This window comes from Micromonospora sp. DT227 (genome assembly GCF_049841835.1).
Classification (GTDB): Bacteria; Actinomycetota; Actinomycetes; order Mycobacteriales; family Micromonosporaceae; genus Micromonospora.
Genome location: NZ_JBNCLA010000012.1, coordinates 37,986 through 57,810 on the forward strand (window position 1 = coordinate 37,986; position 19,825 = coordinate 57,810).

A 19,825-nucleotide genomic window follows, 5' to 3' on the forward strand; every position below is an offset into this window, starting at 1 on the left:
ATGGCCGGGGACGCCTGTCGAGCTGAGCGCGGAAACGACTCACCGGCGCCCCGGACGCCGGCCCGGTCGGCGCCCGGCCCGATCCCACCAGGCAGTGGGGACAGTCACAGACCCCGGGCGCGCGGCGAACTGCGATGCTCGGGGGATGAGTACCGCCGACACCTACCGGATGTTCGCCGACCGCGAGGCGCGCGACGTGTCCCCGGCGTACGAACGGTTGTCGAGGGCCGTGGCGCGCGACCCGGAACTGCTCGCGATGCTCGACACGTTGCCGCCGGCGAAGCGCCAGCCGAACCTGCTCTTCGGTGTGGTCCGGTTGCGCGGCGGCCCGGTGGACGACCCGGCGGCGTTCCGCGCGCACGTGCTGGCGCACTGGCCGGAGATCGCGGCGCAGATGCGGGTCCGGGCCACGCAGACCAACGAGGCCGGCCGCTGCGCGGTGCTGCTGCCGGTGCTCGCCGCGTTGCCGCAGCCGCTGGCGCTGCTGGAGGTGGGCGCCTCCGCCGGCCTGTGCCTCTACCCGGACCGGTACGCCTACCGCTACGGCGACCGACGGATCGGCGACGGCGAGCCGGTGCTCGACTGCACGCTCACCGGCGTCACCCCGCCGGACCGGCGGCCGGAGGTGGTGTGGCGGGCCGGGCTCGACATGAACCCGCTCGACGTCACCGACCCGTCGGACCTGGCCTGGCTGGACGCGTTGATCTGGCCCGAGCACACGCACCGGCGCCGACGGCTGCGCGCGGCGGCGGCGGTCGCCGAGGCCGACCCACCGCTGCTGGTCCGCGGTGACCTGGTCGACGACCTGCCGGCGCTGGCGGCTCGCGCCCCGGCCGGCGCGACGCTGGTGATCTTCCACAGTTCGGTGCTCTACCAGGTGCCGCCGGCCCGCCGGACGGCCTTCACCGAGCTGGTCCGGACGCTGCCCGGGCACTGGATCGCCAACGAGGACCTGACCGTGCTGCCGCGGGCGGGCGTCCCCGACCCGCCGGACGGCGGCTTCCACAACCTGCTCGCGCTCGACGGCCGACCGCTGGCCTGGACGCGGGGCCACGGGCAGGCGGCCACCTGGTTCGGCCCGGTCCGGCCGTGACCGCGCGCCCGGCCGCCGTCGACGCGTTCACGCGGGAGGTGGCGGCGCTCGGCTGGGTTTCCGACCTGCTGGTGGCCGGGTCGCTCGCGACCGGTGACTACCGACCCGGCGTCAGCGACCTGGACCTGGTCGCGGTCGCGGACGGACCGGTCGACGCGACCCGACAGGACGAACTGGCCGCCCTGCACCGCCGGTTCGACGCCGGCCCCGCCGCCGGGTTGAACCTGGGCTGCGTCTACGTCGAGGCCGCCACCGTCCGCGACCTCGGGGCACGCCATCCCACCTGGACGCACGGGCAACTCGTCCAGCGGATCCTCTCCGGCATCACCCGGGCCGAGCTGGTCCGGCACGGCCACGCCCTCCTCGGCCGGCCACCGGACGCGGTGCTGCCACCCATGACCGACGACGACGTGCGCGCCGCGGCCCGCGCCGAACTGACCGGCTACTGGGCCTGGGCGGCCCGCCGGCCGTGGTTGTGGCTGGACCCCGACCTCGCCGACCTCGGGCTCACCTCGATGGCCCGGGGACGGCACGCGCTGCGGCACGGCGACCTGATCGGCAAGAGCACGGCGATCGCCGCCGTCGCCGCGCCGTCCTGGCTGATCGACCAGGTGGGGGCCCGCCGCCGGGGCGAGCGGGTCACCTCACCCCGGCTCCGTACCGCGCTCATCGCCTGGTCGGACGCTCGCCGGACCGTCGCCACGGCCCGGCGCGAACCGGACCGGCCGGCCGACCCGAGCGGCGGCTGACCGCCGACCCAGCTCAGCTCGGCAGCGAGTCGACCGCGGCGGCGAGCACCCCGCGCAGGTCGGCCTCCGCGCCGGCCGGCAGCGTCTTCGGCTCGACCACCTGGTACGCGACGCGCACCTCGTACCTGTCACCCCGCCAGGCCCAGCCGTCGAACCGGGTCTCCCCGCCGTCCCACGGGCGCACCGCCACGCAGGAGTTGTCGCCCGGCCCGTCGCCGGTCAGGTCGCTCCCGATCCGGGCGCACCGGTCCCGCCGCCACCGGTCGTCGTACATGCCCTCGGCGTCGACGGCCACGGTGACGGCCAGGTCGCCGCGCATGGCGGTGCCACTGGTCAGGTCGACCGCGCACTCCCGGGAGCCGCTGCGGTCACCGAGGTTCGCCGAGGCGCTGGGTGACGCGCCCGGCGCGAGCCGGCTCAGCAGGTCGGCCGGGAGCAGCGCGCAGGGGTCGCGCAGTTCGTCAGGCGTCGCCGTCTCGTCGGTGCCGCAGCCGGCGACGGCCAGCAGTGCGCCGGTAACCACGATCGCCGCGGCCGATCTCGTCATCTGTCCTCCTTGGACGGTCGCGGCGACGGTAACAGCGCCACGCCACCCCGAATCGCGCGGTCCACACCCGCCCACATCCCGACCACCCACCCACCCACCCACCCACCCGTCCGCCCTGTTTCGCGGAAAGCGTGGTCATCCGGGCCCGAATGGCCACGCTTTCCGAGAAAGTGAGCGTGGGGGTGGAGGGATGGGATGGGGTGGGGCGGAGCGGGGCCGGTAGGGTCGCGGGGTGGTCGAACCGCGTTGGCTCAGCGAGACCCGGGACGCCTACGACACCGTCGCCGAGGACTACGCGCGGCTGCTGCCGGACGTGGTGGAGCCGCCGCTGGACCGGGCCGTGCTGACCGCGTTCGCCGAGACGGTGGGGCCGGGTCGACCGGTGCTGGAGGTCGGATGCGGCACCGGCCGGGTCACCGCCCACCTGCGCCGTCTCGGCCTCGACGTGGCCGGCGTCGACCTGTCGCCCGGCATGGTGGCGGTGGCCCGCCGGAACCACCCGGGGCTCTGCTTCGAGGTCGGCTCGATGACGGCGCTGACCGCGCCGGACGCGTCCCTGGCCGGCCTGGTCGCCTGGTACTCGATCATCCACCTCCCGCCGGTGCTGCTGCCCGAGGTGCTCGCCGGCTTCCACCGGGTGCTCGCTCCCGACGGTCACCTGCTGCTCGCCGTCAAGGTCGGCGACCGGCTCGACCGCCGGGAGCAGGCGTACGGCCACGCCGTCGGGTTCGACGTGCACTGGCTGCCGCCGGAGCGACTGGCCGAGCAGCTCGCCGCGGCCGGGCTGGCCGCGCGGGCCACGGTGGTCCGCGAACCGGTCGGCGCCGAGCGCCAACCGCAGGCGTTCCTGCTCGCCCAGCGCCCGGCGGCCTGACCCGGTCCGTCAGCGTTTCCGTGGCGTCACCGACACCTGCTCGGCGATCGCGATCACCTGCTCCACGGTGAGCCGCAACGGCGCCTGCAGGTCGACCACCGCGCCGCCCGCCACCTCGGTCTGCAGGAACCACATCTCCTCGGTGCGAACCAACCGAGCATCGCGCCCACCGATCGTTACCGGTCGCTCCTCCACCGCCCCCATCACGGTGTGCATCAGGTCCGGGTCGCGGCCGGCCACCACCTGGACGGTGAGCGTGTCGTCGGGAGACGCGCCGCGCAGCGTGAGAATGGTGTCGTCCTTGAACGCGGCGATCTGCCATCCGCGGGGCGCGAGCCGCACCCGCAGGGGCACCGGCTGCGGTTCGTCGACGAGGTCCCGGGCCAGCCGCAACAGCGCGTCGTCCTCGGCGAACCGGCCGTTGCCGGTCAGCGACACCCACTGACCCGGCTTCCGTTCCCACACGACATCGAGTCGGCGCGGTTCAGCGGGATCCGGTTCCTCGAAGAGTTCGGCCGGCCGGCCGGCGATGGTGACCGTACGCCACGTCTTCGCCAGTCGAGCCGGCCGGCTGGCCCACACGAAGAGGTAGACGTCGTCGGCGGCGCTGCGGGAGAGGTAGACGGCGAGGAACTGACCGGGGGCGTAGCTGTAGACGGGTGGCCCCAGCGCCGCCGGCCGCGACCGCAGCGTCAGCGGGAACTCGGGCACGGTCACCGCCACCAGCGTGATCGGCTCCGCCGTGCGGTCGGCCGGGCGGCCGATCGGGCCCGCCGTGAGACCGACGCCCGCCGCGCTCGCTACCGTCGCCGCGGCGGCCGCCACCAGGAGGGTACGTCGTCGCAGCGGCAGGACGGCCGGCCGTGCCGGAGCGGCCGTGAACTCGTTGACGAGGCGGTTACGTGCCTGGCTCAGCGTTTCCGGGGACGGCGCCGGGGCGTCCGGCCCGTGCGTCCGCAGCAGCGTGATCTCGTTCATGTCGGCTCCTCCACGGTGAGCGCGAGACGGGTCAGCCGGCGAGCCCGGTGCAGGCGGGACCGGACGGTGCCCACCGGAACGTCGAGCACGGCCGCGATCTGCTCGTACGACAGGTCCGCCCAGGCGGTGAGCAGCAGGACGTCCCGGTCCCGCCGGTGCAGCGAGGCGAGCGCCGAGGCCAGGTCACGCCGCAGGGCCTGGGCGTCCAGCCGGTCGATCGCGTCCTCGACCCCCGGTGGCGCCGGCTCATCGGCGGCGAACCGGGCCAGCGCCCGGTAGCGGCGCTCCTCCGAGCGCACATGCCTTCGCAGCAGGTTGGTGGCGATCCCGAACAGCCACGGCCGCACCCCGACGTCCGGCCGGTAGCCGGCCCGCTGCCGGAACGCCACCAGGAACGTCTCGGCCAGCAGGTCGTCGGCCGGCGGACCGATCCGGCGGGCGAGATAACGGTGTACGGCGACGGCGTGCCGGTCGAACAGCGGCGCGAACCGGTCCGGCGTGGTGACGGAATCGCGGATCAGGTCGTCGTCAGGCGGCCGGGCCGTAGGCTGTCCCCGTTCGTGGGCCTGGGCCCGATGCATGCTTGTCACATCCGTTCATGCCCGATCGCCGCGATCCGGTTCACGGCGCACCGCGCGCCGGCCGTAGTGTCCCTCCAGGACGGCCTACGAGGCGGGAGGCGCCAGCGTGAGCATCACCCTGTTCACCCTCGGCGGGACCATCGCGATGGCCGGCGCCGGCGCCGGGGGAGTGGTCACCCGGCTCACCGGCGCCGACCTCACCGCCGCCGTACCCGGGCTCGCCGACATCCCGCTCGACGTGCGCGACGTCGAGGCGGTGCCCAGCGCCGCGCTCGCGTACCGGCAGATCCTCGACCTGGTGGACGCGGCGGCTGCGGCGGTCGACGGCGGGGCGACCGGCGTGGTGGTCACCCAGGGCACCGACACGCTGGAGGAGACCGCGTTCCTGGCCGATCTGGTCTGGTCGCGCGCCGCGCCGCTGGTGTTCACCGGCGCGATGCGCAACCCGACGCTGGCCGGCCCGGACGGGCCGGCGAACCTGCTCGCGGCGGTCCGGGTCGCCGCAGCGCCGGCCGCGCGGGACCTCGGCGTGCTGGTCGCGATGAACGACGAGATCCACGCCGCGCGGTTCGTCCGCAAGACCCACAGCACCGGTACGGCCACGTTCGCCTCGCCGGACGCCGGGCCGCTCGGGCACGTGATCGAGGGGCGGGTACGCGTGCTCACCCGGCCGCCCCGGCACGCGCCGCTGCCGGCGGTGGGCCGCGACCGGCTGGCCGCGATCCGGGTGGCGCTGCACACGGTCACGTTGGACGACGACGTGGCGCTGCTCGACGCGCTCGCCGCCGGTCGGGACGGGCTGGTGGTGGCCGGGTTCGGGGTGGGGCACGTGCCGCCGGCGTTCGCCCCGGCGCTGGGCGCGCTGGCCGGACGGATGCCGGTGGTGCTGACCTCGCGCGCCGGGGCCGGGTCGGTGCTGCGGGACACCTACGGCGCGGTCGGCTCGGAGCGGGACCTGCGGCGGCGCGGGCTGGTCGACGGCGGGCTGCTCCACCCGTACAAGGCGAAGGTGCTGCTGCGGCTGCTGCTCGCCGCCGGCGCGGACTCCGGCGCCGTCGCCGAGGCGTTCGCGCTTCACGGCTGAGGGGTGTTAAGCGGGGGCCCCGCCTATGCGGAAAACGTTAACCGGGGGCCCCTCCTTACACTCCAGCGGTGAGTGACGAGCTGGCGGACCGTCCGTTGACCGAGCCGCACCCGTCGCGGCTGCCGCTCGCGCATCCGGGGCGGGCGCGGATCCTGGCGGCGCACGCCGCCGCGCTGGCCGCCGGGGAGGCCGGCTACCCGGATCCGGAGACCGGCCTCTTCGTGCTCAGCGCCGGCTTCCTGGCCCGCCGGGGCACGTGCTGCGGGCGAGGATGCCGGCACTGCCCGTACGTGGCCGATTAGGGCCTTCCGTCCCTGTCGTCCGCGCCGTACGGTGTCCGACGGAACTCCGGCGGGCCGGCCCCGCCGCCGACCGCGGAGGTCTTCCCGTGCGCGCCCGTAGTACCTGGCTGGCCGCCTCGGCCGTCCTGCTCGCCGCCGGCTGCGCCGACGACAGGTCCCCGGTGGCCGTGCCGGCGCCCCCGCCACCGGCGGCCGAGGTCGCCGCCGCCTCCTCCGGCGGGGCGTGCCGGCTGCTCGACTTCGGGGTGATCGCCGAGCACACCGGCGGCACGTTCGACGTGGCCGCCGCCACCGACCAGGGCGACACGCACACCTGCGTGGTCCGTGCCCAGGGCGCGGTGCTGCCCGAGTTGACGCTCGCGGTGACGGACACGTCGATCGACGCGGCGACGTTCACCGCCGACGTGCAGCCCCGCGGGGCGACGAAGGTCACCAAGCTCGGCAAGATCGCTTACTGGCGGACGCTGCCGAGGACCGCGCACAGCGGCCCGGCCGCCGAGGTGGGCTGGCTGGCCACCGAGGACCGGCTCGCCAGCCTGCGCTGGACCAGCCCCGAGGGGACCGCCGCGGCGGAGGTGGCGCAGGCGACCGGAAAGCTGGTCGCGCTGGCCAAGGTGATCGACACCCGGCAGTTGTGAGCCCCGCCGGGCCGGTCAGCGGGCCGTGGTCCGGCCGGTCAGCTCAGCGGGCCGTGGTCCGGCCGGTCAGCTCAGCGGGCCGTGGTCCGGCCGGTCAGCGGGCCGCGACGAAGACGCGGGAGGCCACCTCGCGGGGCAGCCGCACCCGGTCGCCGGAACGGTCGATGGAGACACCGTCGCGCTCCTGCGCCACGGTGACGGTCGCGCCCGGGTCGACGCCCGCCGCGTGCAACTGCCGGAGCACGTCCGCGTCGGTCTGCACGCTCTCGCAGATCCGCCGCACCACCACCGAGCCGGACAGGCCCGGGAAGGCCAGGTTCCGCTCGCTCTCGACGGTCTCGGCCGGCGGCTGGCCGGGGTCGCCCAGCTCCTCCAGCCCCGGGATCGGGTTGCCGTACGGCGACCGGGTCGGGCGGTTGAGCAGGTCGTAGACCCGCTTCTCCACCGCGTCGCTCATCACGTGCTCCCACCGGCAGGCCTCCTCGTGGGCCTCCTCGTAGGGCATCCCGATCACGTTGACCAGCAGCAGCTCGGCCAGCCGGTGCTTGCGCATCACCGAGACCGCGGTGCCGCGGCCCAGCGCGGTGAGGGCCAGGTGCCGGTCGCCCTCGACGGTGAGCAGGCCGTCGCGCTCCATCCGGGCGACGGTCTGGCTGACGGTCGGGCCGCTCTGCCGCAGCCGCTCGGCGATGCGGGCGCGCAGCGGCGGCACACCTTCTTCCTCCAGCTCGAGGATGGTGCGCAGGTACATTTCGGTCGTATCGACCAGTGAGTGAGCGTTTATCTTTATCACCCGTAAGCGAGGAACGAACCGGAATCTCCAGTGTCTCACGAGCCGCCCTTGAGCTGCCAACACCACGACCGGCCCCGGCCCGGGCCGAGCGGTCCGGGCCGCATCGGCGCCGGATGGTGTTGACTGGGCCGCATGTCCGGAACCGCAGAGTTGTTGGTCGAGCCGGACCGGCTCGCCGCCGAACTCGACCGCGCCGACCCGCCCGTCCTGCTCGACGTCCGCTGGCGGCTGACCGGCCCGCCCGGCCGCGACGACCACGCCGCCGGCCACCTGCCCGGCGCCGTCTTCGTCGACCTGGACACCGAGCTGTGCGGGCGTCCGGGCGCCGCCGGGCGGCACCCGCTGCCCGACCCCGCCGCGTTGCAGGCCGTGCTGCGGGCAGCCGGCGTCCGCGCCGGTCACCCCGTGGTGGTGTACGACGGCGGCGACGGGATGTCCGCCGCCCGGGCCTGGTGGACGCTGCGCTGGGCGGGGCACCGGCCGGTGCGGGTGCTGCACGGCGGCTTCCCGGCCTGGGCCGCCGCCGGCCTGCCGGTGGACACCGCGACGCCCGAGCCCATGCCCGGCGACGTGACCGTCACCCCGGGCGCGTTGCCGGTGCTCGACGCCGGGCAGGCCGCCCGGCTCGCCGCCGCCGAGGACGCGGTGCTGCTCGACGTGCGGGCCGCGCCGCGCTACCGGGGCGAGAACGAGCCGGTGGACCCGGTCGCCGGGCACGTGCCGGGCGCGGTGAACCTGCCCGCCCCGGAGTACGTGACCCAGGGCCGGTTCCCGGCCGCGGAGGCGCTGCGCGCGCGGTTCGCCGAGGCGGGGGTGCGCGGGGACGCGCCGGTCGGGGCGTACTGCGGCTCCGGGGTGACCGCCGCGCAGACGGTGCTGGCGCTGCACCTGGCCGGCCGGCCGGACGCGGCGCTGTACGTGGGCTCGTGGAGCGGCTGGGTGGCCGACCCGGACCGTCCGGTGGCGACCGGTGGCGCCGCGGGTCGGTGAGTGCGCAGTTGGTGGGCGCGTCCGCGCGCACGTGCGACGATGGCCGCATGCCCGACGACACGGTGGTGGTGTGGGACTCCGCCCTCCTCGCCTACGACATGGGGGACCACCCCCTCGACCCGGTCCGCGTCGAGCTGACCATGGCGCTCGCCCGCGAGCTGGGCGTGCTCGACCGACCGGGCGTGCGCCTGGTCAGGCCGGAGCCGGCCGACGACGCGCTGCTCACCCGGGTGCACGATCCGGCCTATCTGGACGCGGTCCGGGCCGCGCCGGGTGACCCGCTCTTCGCCGGCTTCGGGCTCGGCACCTCGGACAATCCGGTCTTCGACGGGATGCACGAGTCGAGCGCGCTGATCGCCGGCGCCACCGTGGCCGCCGCCGAGGCGGTCTGGCGGGGTGAGGCGCGGCGCGCGGTGAACGTGGCCGGCGGCCTGCACCACGCCATGCCGGCCCGGGCGGCCGGCTTCTGCGTCTACAACGATCCGGCGGTGGCCATCGCCCGCCTGCTCGACCTGGGCGCGGAGCGGATCGCGTACGTCGACGTGGACGTGCACCACGGCGACGGGGTGCAGGAGATCTTCTACCGGGACCCGCGGGTGCTCACGGTCAGCCTGCACGAGACCCCGCTGGCGCTCTTCCCCGGCACCGGTTTCCCGGACGAGACCGGCGGGCCCGGCGCGGAGGGCAGCGCGGTCAACGTGCCGTTGCCGCCGGGGGTCGGCGACGCCGGCTGGCAGCGCGCGTTCCACGCGGTGGTGCCGTCGGTGCTGCGCGCGTTCCGGCCGCAGGTGCTCGTCACCCAGTGCGGGGCGGACGGGCACCGCAGCGACCCGCTGGCCGACCTGCACCTGTCCGTGGACGGGCAGCGGGCCACCTACCGGGCGTTGCGGGCGCTCGCCGACGAGCTGTGCGAGGGCCGCTGGGTGGCCACCGGCGGCGGCGGTTACGCGCTGGTCGAGGTGGTGCCCCGGGCCTGGACGCACCTGCTCGCGGTGGCCACCGGTGAGCCGCTGGACCCGGCCACGCTCACCCCGCCGGGCTGGCGGGAACTGGCCGCGCGCCGGCGGCCCGGGCACGACATCCCGCTGCGGATGACCGACGACGTCGATCCGGAGTACCAGCCCTGGCAGCCCAGCGGCGAGCCGAACGCGGTGGACCGGGCGGTCGCGGCCACCCGCAAGGCCGTCTTCCCGCTGCTCGGGCTCGACCCGCACGATCCGCGCGACTGAGCGGCGGTGGGGAGGACCGACCGGTGACCACAGTCGAACAACCGGTGGACGTGCTGCTCAGCGACGGCACGACCGTCCAGCTCCGGCAGATCCGCCCGGACGACGCGGCGGCGATCGTGGCGATGCACGCCCGGTTCTCCGAGCGCACCCGCTACCTGCGGTACTTCTCGCCGTATCCGCGCATCCCGGAGCGGGACCTGAAGCGCTTCGTCACGGTGGACCACCGCGACCGGGAGGCGTTCGTGGTGCTGGCCGGCGAGCGGATCGTGGCCGTCGGCCGGTACGAGCGGCTCGGTCCCGCCTCGCCGGAGGCCGAGGTGGCGTTCGTGGTGGAGGACGCCTACCAGGGGCGGGGCATCGGCTCGGTGCTGCTGGAGCACCTCGCGGACGCGGCCGGCCGGCACGGCATCGGGCACTTCGTCGCCGAGGTGCTGCCGGCGAACGGGACGATGCTGCGGGTCTTCGCCGACTTCGGTTACCAGGTGCAGCGCCAGTACGCCGACGGCGTGGTGCACCTGAGTTTCCCGATCGCGGCGACCGAGGCGACGCTCGCGGTGCAGCGTGGCCGGGAGCACCGCACCGAGGCGCGGTCCATCGCCCGGCTGCTCGCCCCACGAGGCATCGCCGTCTACGGCGCCAGCACCACCGGCCAGGGCGTCGGCGCGGCGCTGCTCGGGCACCTGCGGGACGGCGGGTTCACCGGCGCGCTCGTCCCGGTGCACCCGAGCGCGGCGACGGTGGCCGGGCTGCCGGCGTACCGGTCGGCGGCCGACGCCGGTCTCGACGTCGACCTGGCCGTGGTGGTGGTCGCGCCGGACGCGGTGCACGACGTGGTGCGGGACGCCGCCCACGCGGGCGCGCACGGGCTGGTGGTGATCTCGGCCGGGTTCGCCGAGGCCGGCCCGGCCGGGGCGGCGGCGCAGCGGGCCCTGGTCCGGGCCGCGCACCTGGCCGGCATGCGGGTGGTCGGCCCGAACTGTCTCGGCGTCGCCAACACCGACCCGGCGGTACGCATGAACGCCACGCTCGCGCCGGCGCTGCCGGCGCCCGGGCGGGTGGGCGTGTTCAGCCAGTCCGGCGCGTTCGGGGTGGCGTTGCTGGCCGAGGCGTCCCGGCGCGGGCTCGGGGTGTCGAGTTTCGTCTCGGCCGGCAACCGGGCCGACGTGTCCGGCAACGACCTGTTGCAGTTCTGGCAGGACGACCCGGGCACCGACGTGATCACGCTCTACCTGGAGACGTTCGGCAATCCGCGCAAGTTCGCCCGGTTGGCCCGGCACATCGGCCGGAGCAAGCCGGTGGTGGCGCTGGCGTCGCTGGCCCGGTCGCCCGGGGTGGGCGAGGCGCCGGCGCTGGACGCCGCCGCGGTGAGCGCGCTGTTCGCGCAGTCCGGCGTGCTCCGGGTGGACACGGTCGCGGAGCTGCTCGACGTGGGTGTGCTGCTGGCCCACCAGCCGCTGCCGGCCGGACGGCGGGTCGCCGTGGTCGGCAACTCGTCGGCGTTGACGGGGTTGGCCGCGACCGCCGGCGCCGGGCAGGGGCTGACCGTCGTCGACGGGTACCCGCACGACGTCGGGCCGACCGGCGGCGCGGCCGCGTACGCCGCCGCGCTCGCCGCCGCGGCGGCGGACGACCGGGTGGACGCCGTGGTGGCGGTGTTCGCGCCGCCGCTGCCCGGTCAGCTCACCGATCCGGAGGCGGATTTCGCGGCGGCGCTGCCGGACGCGCGGGCCACCGGCAAGCCGGTGGTGGCGACGTTCCTCGCCGGGCGGGCGCCGACCGGGGTGCCGACGTACCCGAGCGTGGAGGAGGCGGTGCGGGCGCTGGCCCGGGTCACCCGGTACGCGGACTGGCTGCGTCGGCCGCCGGGTGTGCTGCCCGAGCTGGCCCGGGTCGACCGGGCGGCCGGGCAGGCGGCGTGGGGCCCGGACGGGGCGGATCCGGCGATGCTGCTCGCCGCGTACGGGATCGACGTGGTGGCGTCCGTGCCGGCCGGTTCGGCCGAGGCGGCGGTGGCGGCGGGGGAGCGGCTCGGCTGGCCGGTGGCGCTCAAGGCGGCCGCCCCGGGGCTGCGCCACCGCCTGGACCTGGGCGCGGTCCGGCTCGACCTGGCCGACGCCGGGGCGGTGCGCCGCGCGTACGCCGAGATGGCTTCGGGGTTCGGCGCGGAGGTGCTGGTGCAGCCGATGGTGCCGCCGGGTGTGGCGTGCGTGGTGGAGCTGGTGGAGGATCCGGCGTTCGGCCCGGTGGTCGGGTTCGGGTTGGGCGGGGTGGCGACCGAGCTGCTCGGCGACCGGGCCTGGCGGGCGGTGCCGCTGACCGACCGGGACGCCGCCGAGTTGGTCGACGAGCCGCGCGCCGCGCCGCTGCTGCACGGGCACCGGGGGGCCGCCCCGGTGGACCGGGCGGCGCTCGTCGACCTGCTGCTGCGGGTCGGGCGGCTGGCCGACGAGCAGCCCCGGGTGCGTGCGCTGCGGCTCAACCCGGTGCTGGCCCGTCCGGACGGCATCTCGGTGCTGCACGCCACCATCCGCACCGGCCCGGATTCACCGCGCCCCGACACCGGCCCCCGCCGCTTGTAAGGCGGGGCCCCCGGTTAACGCCTCCGGTGGAGAAGGGGCCCCTTCTCACCGGGGATCACGCGCGACAGGCCCCGGCGAACCGCCGGGGCCTGTCGGGGCTTGGTGCTCGGGTCAGCAGGCGTACGCCTCGAGCCGGTTCGCCCGCTCCGGGTCGCGCAGCTTGAGCAGCGTCACCTTCTCGATCTGCCGGATCCGCTCCCGGGACAGCCCGAACTCACGGCCCACCTCGTCCAGGGTGCGCTGCCGGCCGTCGTCCAGGCCGAAGCGCAGCCGGATCACGGCCTGCTCCCGCTGGGAGAGGGTGGCCAGCACGATCCGCACCTCGTTGCGCAGCTCGCCGTTGGCGGCGGCGTCGCCCGGCTCGGTACGCGGGTCGACGGCGGCGACGAAGTCGCCGAGCGCGCTCTCGCCGTCCTCGCCGACCGCCTGGTCCAGGCTCACCGGCTCCCGGTCGAACGAGATCAGCTCGATCACCTGGTACTCGGGGACCTCCAGCGCGGTGGCGACCTCGGCGACGGTGGGCTCGCGACCCAGCGTCACGGACAGCTCGCGGCGTACCCGGACCATCCGGTTGACCTGCTCGACCATGTGCACCGGGATGCGGATGGTGCGGGCCTGGTCGGCCATGGCGCGGGTGATGGCCTGGCGGATCCACCAGGTGGCGTACGTGGAGAACTTGAAGCCCTTGGTGTAGTCGAACTTCTCGACCGCGCGGATGAGGCCGAGGTTGCCCTCCTGGATCAGGTCGAGGAAGGCCATCCCGCGCCCGGTGTAGCGCTTGGCGATGCTCACCACCAGGCGGAGGTTCGCCTCCAGCAGGTGGTCCTTGGCGGCGCGTCCCTCGGCCGCGACCAGCGCCAGGTCCGCGCGCAGGTCGGCGGAGACCGGCGTGCAGGTGGCGAGCTTCTCCTCGGCGAAGAGGCCGGCCTCGATCCGCCTGCTCAGCTCGACCTCCTGCGCCGCGGTGAGCAGCTTGGTGCGGCCGATGCCGTTCAGGTAGGCCCGGACCAGGTCGGTGGAGACGCCGCGGTCGTCGGTGGCGTCCAGGTCCGTGAGGGTGACGTCCATGTCCTGGTGCTCGATCATCTGCTGGGTCATCTCTGTCTCTCCCCGTGTCCTACGTGCCGTACCGGCCCGTGCCGCCGGCGCGGTGGGGGCCGGTGACAAACAGCTTCGCAACCGGGGCGTGAGACGGGAGTGAGGCGATCGGGGACCCGACACGAATCCGGGGGGAACGTGGGGTGTCGCTTGTCCCGTCCGGCTACCGTGCCAGCGAACCGGCCGGCAGGGCCGGGGACGAACCGGCGATCGGAGAACTCAGGTGGTCTTCAAGCGGCTCATGCAGGCGATGGGGGTGGGCGGGCCGTCGGTGCAGACGGTGCTGGCCAACCCGAACTGCCGTCCCGGCGGTCAGCTGGAGGGCCGGGTCCAGGTGGTCGGCGGCGACCACCCGGCGGACGTGAGCTGGATCTCGCTCGGCCTGCTCACCCGGGTGGAGGTGGAGAGCGGCGACTCGGAGTACAACACCAACCAGGAGTTCGGCCGGATCCAGCTCACCGGCGCGTTCCAGCTGGCGCCGGGGCAGCGCCACGACGTGCCGTTCCGCTTCCAGGTGCCCTGGGAGACGCCGCTGACCGACCTGTACGGCCAGCACCTGCACGGCATGACCATGGGGCTGCGGACCGAGCTGGAGGTGGCCCGGGCGGTGGACTCCGGTGACCTGGACGCGGTCGCGGTGCACCCGCTGCCGGCCCAGGAGCGGCTGCTGGAGGCGCTGCTGCGGTTGGGCTTCCGGTTCGCCCGCGCCGACGTCGAGCGGGGCCACATCTACGGCGTACGCCAGCAGTTGCCGTTCTACCAGGAGATCGAGTTCTATCCGGCGCCGCAGTACGCCGGCGCGATGAACCAGCTCGAGGTCACCTTCGTCACCGACCCGCAGCAGGTGCAGGTGGTGCTGGAGATGGACAAGCGGGGCGGCCTGTTCACCGAGGGTCGGGACGCGTTCGGCCGGTTCACCGTCGACCACGCCACGGCGGACCGCACCGACTGGGCCGCCCAGCTCGACGGCTGGCTGCGCCAGTCGTTGTCCCGGCGGGGCCTGTTCTTCTAGGCGGCGACGCGGGCGCTCACAGGTCCAGCAGGAGCGAGCGGGGGCCGACGTTGACGCTCTCCACCAGCATGTGGGTGCGGAACCGACCGGTCGCCACCGTCGCGCCGCGGGCGCGCAGCTCCTCGACCACGGCGTCGACGAGCGGCTCGGCGACGTCCGCCGGGGCAGCGGCGGTCCAGCTCGGCCGTCGGCCCTTGCGGGCGTCGCCGTAGAGCGTGAACTGACTGACCACGAGCAGCGGCGCCCCGGTGTCCGCGGCGCTGCGCTCGTCGTCCAGGATGCGCAGCTCGTGCACCTTGCGGGCCATGGCGGCGGCCACCTGCCGGGTGTCGGCGTGGGTGACGCCGACCAGCACCAGCAGCCCGTCGGTGATCTCGCCGACCACCGCGCCGTCGACCGTGACGGAGGCCCGGGCGACGGTCTGCACCAGCGCCCGCATCAGTCCGTCACCGGCTCGACGAGACCGCGCTCGACCAGGTGCGCCACGATCGGGCCGGCCGCCTCGGCCAGCTCGTCCGGGGCCACGTCGTGCGCGGCGGCGAGCAGGGCGAGCTGGTCGCGCAGCGGCAGCCGGCCGTCCGCGCCGCCGACCAGGGCGAGCACCAGCGGGTCGATCTCCTCGGACCAGCGCAGGCCGCGCGGCGCGGCGAGGACCTGCCGGTCCACCGCCCAGCCGTCGTCGCCCATGGTGGCCTCCTGGCGGAGCTGGAGCCCGTCGGCGGCGCGGTAGCGGGCGGCCAGCAGCCCGTCGGTGTCCCGGGCCCGCAGCCAGTCCTGCCTGTCGAACCATTCGGCGATCCGGTCGCCGAGCGGTGGTTCGACCCGCTGGCGCAGATCCTCGACCCGGACGATCGGCTGCTCGTGGCCGGCCCGGCGCAGCGACACGAGGCCGAAGCCGATCGCCTCCACCTTGTGCGCGTCGAACCAGTCCAGCCAGGCTTCCATCCGCTGCGGGTCGGCGCTCTCCCCGACGTCGGTGAGCCAGAGGTTCACGTACGCCATCGGGTCGGCCACCTCGCGCTGGATGACCCAGGCGTCCAGCCCGGTGCCGGCGAACCAGCCGGTGACCCGGTCGGCCCAGTCCTCGCCGGTGACGTGCACCCAGTTCGCCAGGTACTGCATGGTGCCGCCGTCGGTGAGCAGGTGCGGCGCGGCGGCGGCCAGCTCGGCGCCGATCGCGTCGCCGACCCGCCCGGAGTCGCGGTAGACGTGGGTGGTGGTGCCCGGGCCGACCACGAACGGCGGGTTGCTGACCACCAGGTCGAAGCGGCGCCCGGCGACCGGGGCGACCAGGTCGCCGCGGAGCAGCTCCCAGTCCTGCCCGTTGAGCGCGGCGGTGGTGGCGGCGAAGCGAAGCGCCCGCTCCGAGACATCGGTGGCGGTGACCCGGCGGGCGTGGGTGCCCAGGTGCAGCGCCTGCACGCCGGAGCCGGTGCCGAGGTCCAGCGCGGTCTCCACCGGGCGGCGTACGGCGGCGCCGATCAGGGTCTGGGTGGCCCCGCCGATGCCCAGCACGTGCTCGGCGTGCAGCGGCCGGCCGGGTCGGGCGCTGGCCGGCACGTCGGCGAGCACCCACCAGTCGTCGGCGTACGGCTCCAGGTCGACGCCGGCGCGCAGGCCGTCGCCGTGCCGCTCGACGATGCCGCCGGCGAGCGCCTCGTCCACGGTCAGCGGCGCCAACGCGGCGGCCACCACCGGCTCCGGCTCGGTGCGGTCGCAGATGAACACCCGGATCAGCGTGCCCAGCCGGTCGCGGTCCTCGGTGGCGCGCAGCGCGGCCCGGTAGTCGTTGCGGGCGACACCGCCGGTGGCCTGCGAGCCGAGCCGCCCGGCGATGCCGTTGGCGGTGAAGTCGGCAAGCGTCAGTGCGGTGCGCAGCGCGTCGACCCCGGCGGGGGAGAGCAGCATGTCGTGACGGTCCACGTGGCCATCCTGCCCCGACCGCCGCCCGGCGCGACGCGCACCCGCCGGATCCGGCCGGCAGACGGTATTACCCGGCAACTATCTCTTTCATGAGCATCGATGTGTGGTTAGCATTCCCGTCAACATCCGTCGATGGGCGGCCCGCCGGCCACGAACCGGCCCGCCCGGTAGGGAGCCAGACGATGCCCGACGTGTCCGTTCCCCGGCGTCGCGTGCTGCACGCGCTCGCCGTCACGGCCGCCGCCGCGGCCCTCACCGCCGCCGCCTCCACCCCGGCCCTCGCCGCGCCGACCGGTCAGGTCCGGTTCGCCGGCGCCGCCGACGCCGTCAGCGGCAGCTACCTGGTCGTGCTCAAGGGCGACGCGGTCGGCGCCGCGAACAGCCGCACCGCGCGTACCGCCGTGCCGGAGCGGGCCGCCGGCCTGGCGAAGCGCTACGGCGGCAGTGTCGCCACGGTGTGGAGCGCCGCGCTCACCGGCTACAACGCGAAGATGAGCATCGGACAGGCGCGCCGGCTGGCCGCCGACCCGGCCGTCGCGTACGTCGAGCAGGACCGGCGGGTGACCGTCCAGGGCACCCAGACCGGCGCCACCTGGGGGCTGGACCGGATCGACCAGCGCAGCCTGCCGCTCAACAGCACCTACACCTACCCGAACACCGCCACCAACGTGCGCGCGTACATCATCGACACCGGCATCCGGACCACGCACAGCCAGTTCGGCGGCCGGGCCACCTGGGGCACCAACACGGTGGACAGCAACAACACCGACTGCAACGGCCACGGTACGCACGTCGCCGGCACGGTCGGCGGCAGCACCTACGGCGTGGCCAAGGGCGTCCGCCTGATCGCGGTCAAGGTGCTCAACTGCTCCGGCAGCGGCAGCACCGCCGGCGTGGTCAACGGCGTCAACTGGGTCACCTCGAACGCGGTCAAGCCGGCGGTGGCGAACATGAGCCTCGGCGGCGGCGTCAGCACCACGCTGGACAACGCGGTGGCCAACTCGATCAGCTCCGGCATCACGTACGCGCTCGCGGCCGGCAACTCCAACGCCAACGCCTGCAACTCCTCGCCGGCCCGGGTCGCCTCGGCGATCACGGTGGGCTCCACCACCAGCAGCGACGCGCGGTCGTCCTTCTCCAACTACGGCACCTGCGTGGACATCTTCGCGCCGGGCTCGTCGATCACGTCGTCGTGGAACAGCAGCGACAGCGCGACCAACACCATCAGCGGCACCTCGATGGCGTCGCCGCACGTGGCGGGCGCCGCGGCGCTGGTGCTGTCGGCGAACCCGTCCTACACCCCGGCGCAGGTGGCCAGCTACCTGACCAGCAACGCCACCACCGGCAAGGTGACCAGCCCGGGCACGGGCTCGCCGAACCGGCTGCTCTTCGTCGTCAACTGACACCCGTCGGCTGACCGCGGCCCGGTGGACCCGAGTGGAGTCCACCGGGCCGCGTCGTGCCGGGTGTCGGAGAGTCGGCGGCGGGAGCAGTGGCCGGAGCGGCAGGATGGGGGCATGACGCTCTCCCTACCCATCGACCCGCAGGCCAACGAACTGCTGCGGCGCGACCCGCTGGCCCTGCTGCTCGGGATGGTGCTGGACCAGCAGGTGCCGATGGAGAAGGCGTTCTCCTCGCCGTACGTGCTGGCGCAGCGACTCGGCCACGAGCCGGACGCCCGGGAGCTGGCCGGGTACGACCCGGACGCGCTGGTGGCGCTGTTCGCCCGGCCGCCGGCGCTGCACCGGTTCCCGAAGGCGATGGCGGCCCGGGTGCAGGAGGTCTGCCGGGCGCTCGTCGAACGCTACGACGGCGACCCGGCGCGGCTCTGGTCGGAGGCGGCCGACGGCGCGGAGCTGCTGCGCCGGGTCGGCGAGCTGCCCGGCTTCGGCCGGCAGAAGGCGCAGATCTTCGTGGCGCTGCTCGGCAAGCGGTTCGGGGTCGCCCCGGCGGGCTGGCGCGAGGCGGCCGGCGCCTACGGCGAGGCGGAGGCGTACCGGTCGGTTGCCGACGTGACCGATCCGGAGTCGCTGGGCCGGGTGCGCGAGTTCAAGCAGCGGATGAAGGCGGAGGCGAAGGCCGCGAAGGGCTGACGCGTGAGCGAGCAGCGGGGCGGGGGGCTGCTGCGCACCAGGTCCAGCCCTGGACGGGCGACCTTCCTGGAACTCTTCTTCGACCTGGTGTTCGTGTTCGCGCTGACCCGGGTGTCGCAGCGGCTGGTGGCCGACGTCGACGGCGGGCACCTGGCGGCCGGCGTCGGCCGGACGCTGCTGCTCTTTCTGGTGCTCTGGCACGTCTGGACCATCACCACCTGGGTGACCAGCCGCTACGAGCCGGAGCGGGTGGTCATCCAGGCGGTCGTGGTCGGTGTGATGTTCGGCAGTCTGGTGCTCGGGGTGACGCTCCCCCGCGCGCTGGAGGAGCGGGCGATGACGTTCGCGCTCGCGTACGTGGTGATGATGGTCGCGCGTCCGCTGGTGCTGTTGGTGGCGCTGCGCGGGCATCCGCGGCGAATGGTGCCGGTGCGGCTGGTCGGGTGGGCCGTGGCGACCACCCCGCTCTGGCTGGCCGGCGCGCTGGTGCCCGACCTGCGCCTGCCGCTGTGGGCGGTCGCGCTGGCGGTGGACTACCTGGGCACGTTCCTGGGATGGCCGCTGCCCCGGCTCGGTTCGTCCCGCATCCGGAGCTGGCTGGTCGCCGGGGAGCACCTGGCCGAGCGCTACCAGCAGATCTTCCTCATCGCGCTCGGCGAGTCGATCCTGGTGATCGGGGTGTCCTACAGCGGGGAGCAGTTCTCCGGGCGGTCGGCCGCCGCGTTCGCGCTGGCGTTCCTGGTCACCGCGTTGCTCTGGCGGATCTACTTCCACCGGGCCGGGCACCTGCTCGCGGAGGCGTTGCGGCTGGCCGGCACGCCCGGGCGGCTGGCTGAGTCGGCCGCCCAGACCCACCTGTTCATGGTGCTCGGGGTGCTCGTCTCGGCGGTCGGCTACGAACTGGTCATCGCCCACCCGTACGACGCGGCGGATGCCCGCTGGCTGGTCTTCGTGGTGGGCGGCCCGGCGCTGTTCCTGGCCGCCCGGTCCCGCTTCGAGTACGAGATCTTCGGCCGGGTGTCCCGCTCCCGGCTGGTCGGGCTGGCGGGCCTGCTGCTGCTCGCGCCGGTGCTGACGGCCGGCCCGGTCCTGCTGGCGCTCGCCGTGGTGGCCGGCATGCTGGCGCTTGTCGCGCTCGCCGACGTGTGGCACGCCCGGGGTGGGCCGCCGGAGTCGTCGGCATCGCCGGTCGGGCGGGAGGCGCTCGGCAAGGCCGGCCCCGAGGCGTGAACCGGGCCCGCGAGCCCCGCGGTCGCGAACCG

At 75.1% G+C, this 19,825-nt stretch carries 20 protein-coding genes; 13 read left to right on the forward strand and 7 right to left on the reverse strand.

The genetic code is table 11. The annotated features are described in order from the left end of the window. The first annotated feature begins 145 nt into the window (after positions 1-145). Positions 146-1,093: a DUF2332 domain-containing protein gene (locus ACLQ2W_RS29725; protein ID WP_425790666.1), complete on the forward strand. Its 948-nt coding sequence runs from the start codon at positions 146-148 to the stop codon at positions 1,091-1,093. Further along, on the forward strand, positions 1,090-1,842 hold the full coding sequence (locus tag ACLQ2W_RS29730; protein WP_425790668.1) for a nucleotidyltransferase domain-containing protein: 753 nt from the start codon (positions 1,090-1,092) through the stop codon (positions 1,840-1,842). The genes ACLQ2W_RS29725 and ACLQ2W_RS29730 overlap by 4 nt, the downstream gene beginning before the upstream one ends. A gap of 13 nt (positions 1,843-1,855) precedes the next feature. Here the strand turns inward: ACLQ2W_RS29730 and ACLQ2W_RS29735 are convergent, their stop codons facing one another. Then, positions 1,856-2,389 (reverse strand): hypothetical protein, encoded by a 534-nt coding sequence (locus tag ACLQ2W_RS29735; RefSeq protein WP_425790670.1) that lies wholly within the window; start codon positions 2,387-2,389, stop codon positions 1,856-1,858. A 232-nt stretch (positions 2,390-2,621) separates the two neighbouring features. Here ACLQ2W_RS29735 and ACLQ2W_RS29740 point away from each other — a divergent pair, with 232 nt between their 5' ends. Continuing rightward, complete coding sequence (locus ACLQ2W_RS29740) at positions 2,622-3,263, forward strand: class I SAM-dependent DNA methyltransferase (RefSeq protein WP_425790672.1); 642 nt, start codon at positions 2,622-2,624, stop codon at positions 3,261-3,263. Positions 3,264-3,272: 9 nt separating this feature from the next. On the opposite strand, the gene ACLQ2W_RS29745 is transcribed toward ACLQ2W_RS29740, so the two are convergent. Together ACLQ2W_RS29745 and ACLQ2W_RS29750 are read right to left on the reverse strand one after the other, a co-directional pair. Beyond that, positions 3,273-4,241 carry a hypothetical protein gene (locus ACLQ2W_RS29745; RefSeq protein WP_425790674.1) on the reverse strand — a complete coding sequence of 323 codons (969 nt, stop codon included), beginning with the start codon at positions 4,239-4,241 and terminating at the stop codon, positions 3,273-3,275. Further along, positions 4,238-4,822, reverse strand: coding sequence for an RNA polymerase sigma factor (locus ACLQ2W_RS29750; RefSeq protein WP_425790676.1), 585 nt, complete (start codon positions 4,820-4,822; stop codon positions 4,238-4,240). The genes ACLQ2W_RS29745 and ACLQ2W_RS29750 overlap by 4 nt, the downstream gene beginning before the upstream one ends. Before the next feature lie 106 nt (positions 4,823-4,928). Here ACLQ2W_RS29750 and ACLQ2W_RS29755 point away from each other — a divergent pair, with 106 nt between their 5' ends. The 3 genes from ACLQ2W_RS29755 (at position 4,929) to ACLQ2W_RS29765 (ending at position 6,846) form a co-directional block, all read left to right on the forward strand. Next, positions 4,929-5,906, forward strand: coding sequence for an asparaginase (locus ACLQ2W_RS29755; RefSeq protein WP_425790678.1), 978 nt, complete (start codon positions 4,929-4,931; stop codon positions 5,904-5,906). Positions 5,907-5,974: 68 nt separating this feature from the next. Further along, positions 5,975-6,208, forward strand: coding sequence for a DUF5522 domain-containing protein (locus ACLQ2W_RS29760; protein WP_425790680.1), 234 nt, complete (start codon positions 5,975-5,977; stop codon positions 6,206-6,208). 86 nt (positions 6,209-6,294) lie between these two features. Then, entirely contained in the window at positions 6,295-6,846 is a 552-nt protein-coding gene (locus tag ACLQ2W_RS29765; RefSeq protein ID WP_425790682.1) for a hypothetical protein, read from the forward strand. A gap of 94 nt (positions 6,847-6,940) precedes the next feature. Here ACLQ2W_RS29765 and ACLQ2W_RS29770 read toward each other — a convergent pair whose 3' ends face one another. After that, positions 6,941-7,639: a metal-dependent transcriptional regulator gene (locus ACLQ2W_RS29770; protein WP_107159149.1), complete on the reverse strand. Its 699-nt coding sequence runs from the start codon at positions 7,637-7,639 to the stop codon at positions 6,941-6,943. 132 nt (positions 7,640-7,771) lie between these two features. Here ACLQ2W_RS29770 and ACLQ2W_RS29775 point away from each other — a divergent pair, with 132 nt between their 5' ends. Genes ACLQ2W_RS29775 through ACLQ2W_RS29785 form a run of 3 tightly spaced genes read left to right on the forward strand, consistent with a single transcriptional unit; the run spans position 7,772 to position 12,437 of the window. Beyond that, a complete protein-coding gene (locus ACLQ2W_RS29775) occupies positions 7,772-8,629 on the forward strand; it encodes a sulfurtransferase (RefSeq protein ID WP_425790684.1) in 858 nt (285 codons plus the stop codon). A gap of 47 nt (positions 8,630-8,676) precedes the next feature. Then, entirely contained in the window at positions 8,677-9,858 is a 1,182-nt protein-coding gene (locus tag ACLQ2W_RS29780) for an acetoin utilization protein AcuC (protein ID WP_425790686.1), read from the forward strand. Positions 9,859-9,881: 23 nt separating this feature from the next. Then, entirely contained in the window at positions 9,882-12,437 is a 2,556-nt protein-coding gene (locus ACLQ2W_RS29785) for a GNAT family N-acetyltransferase (RefSeq protein WP_425790688.1), read from the forward strand. A 111-nt stretch (positions 12,438-12,548) separates the two neighbouring features. Here ACLQ2W_RS29785 and sigB read toward each other — a convergent pair whose 3' ends face one another. Next, positions 12,549-13,535 carry an RNA polymerase sigma factor SigB gene (gene sigB / locus ACLQ2W_RS29790; protein WP_281935362.1) on the reverse strand — a complete coding sequence of 329 codons (987 nt, stop codon included), beginning with the start codon at positions 13,533-13,535 and terminating at the stop codon, positions 12,549-12,551. 223 nt (positions 13,536-13,758) lie between these two features. On the opposite strand from sigB, the gene ACLQ2W_RS29795 reads away from it, so the two are divergent. Further along, positions 13,759-14,547 (forward strand): sporulation protein, encoded by a 789-nt coding sequence (locus ACLQ2W_RS29795; protein ID WP_405093001.1) that lies wholly within the window; start codon positions 13,759-13,761, stop codon positions 14,545-14,547. Positions 14,548-14,563: 16 nt separating this feature from the next. Here the strand turns inward: ACLQ2W_RS29795 and dtd are convergent, their stop codons facing one another. Beyond that, complete coding sequence (gene dtd / locus ACLQ2W_RS29800; protein ID WP_425790691.1) at positions 14,564-14,986, reverse strand: D-aminoacyl-tRNA deacylase; 423 nt, start codon at positions 14,984-14,986, stop codon at positions 14,564-14,566. Beyond that, complete coding sequence (locus ACLQ2W_RS29805) at positions 14,986-16,470, reverse strand: DUF7059 domain-containing protein (protein ID WP_425790693.1); 1,485 nt, start codon at positions 16,468-16,470, stop codon at positions 14,986-14,988. Before ACLQ2W_RS29805 ends, dtd begins: the two co-directional genes overlap by 1 nt. A gap of 182 nt (positions 16,471-16,652) precedes the next feature. Between ACLQ2W_RS29805 and ACLQ2W_RS29810 the strand changes: the two genes are divergently transcribed. From ACLQ2W_RS29810 to ACLQ2W_RS29820, 3 genes are all read left to right on the forward strand, one after another. Further along, a complete protein-coding gene (locus tag ACLQ2W_RS29810; RefSeq protein ID WP_425790695.1) occupies positions 16,653-17,873 on the forward strand; it encodes a S8 family serine peptidase in 1,221 nt (406 codons plus the stop codon). A 114-nt stretch (positions 17,874-17,987) separates the two neighbouring features. Continuing rightward, positions 17,988-18,563: an HhH-GPD-type base excision DNA repair protein gene (locus ACLQ2W_RS29815; protein WP_107159164.1), complete on the forward strand. Its 576-nt coding sequence runs from the start codon at positions 17,988-17,990 to the stop codon at positions 18,561-18,563. Positions 18,564-18,566: 3 nt separating this feature from the next. After that, positions 18,567-19,793: a low temperature requirement protein A gene (locus tag ACLQ2W_RS29820; RefSeq protein ID WP_425790697.1), complete on the forward strand. Its 1,227-nt coding sequence runs from the start codon at positions 18,567-18,569 to the stop codon at positions 19,791-19,793. Positions 19,794-19,825 lie beyond the last annotated feature (32 nt).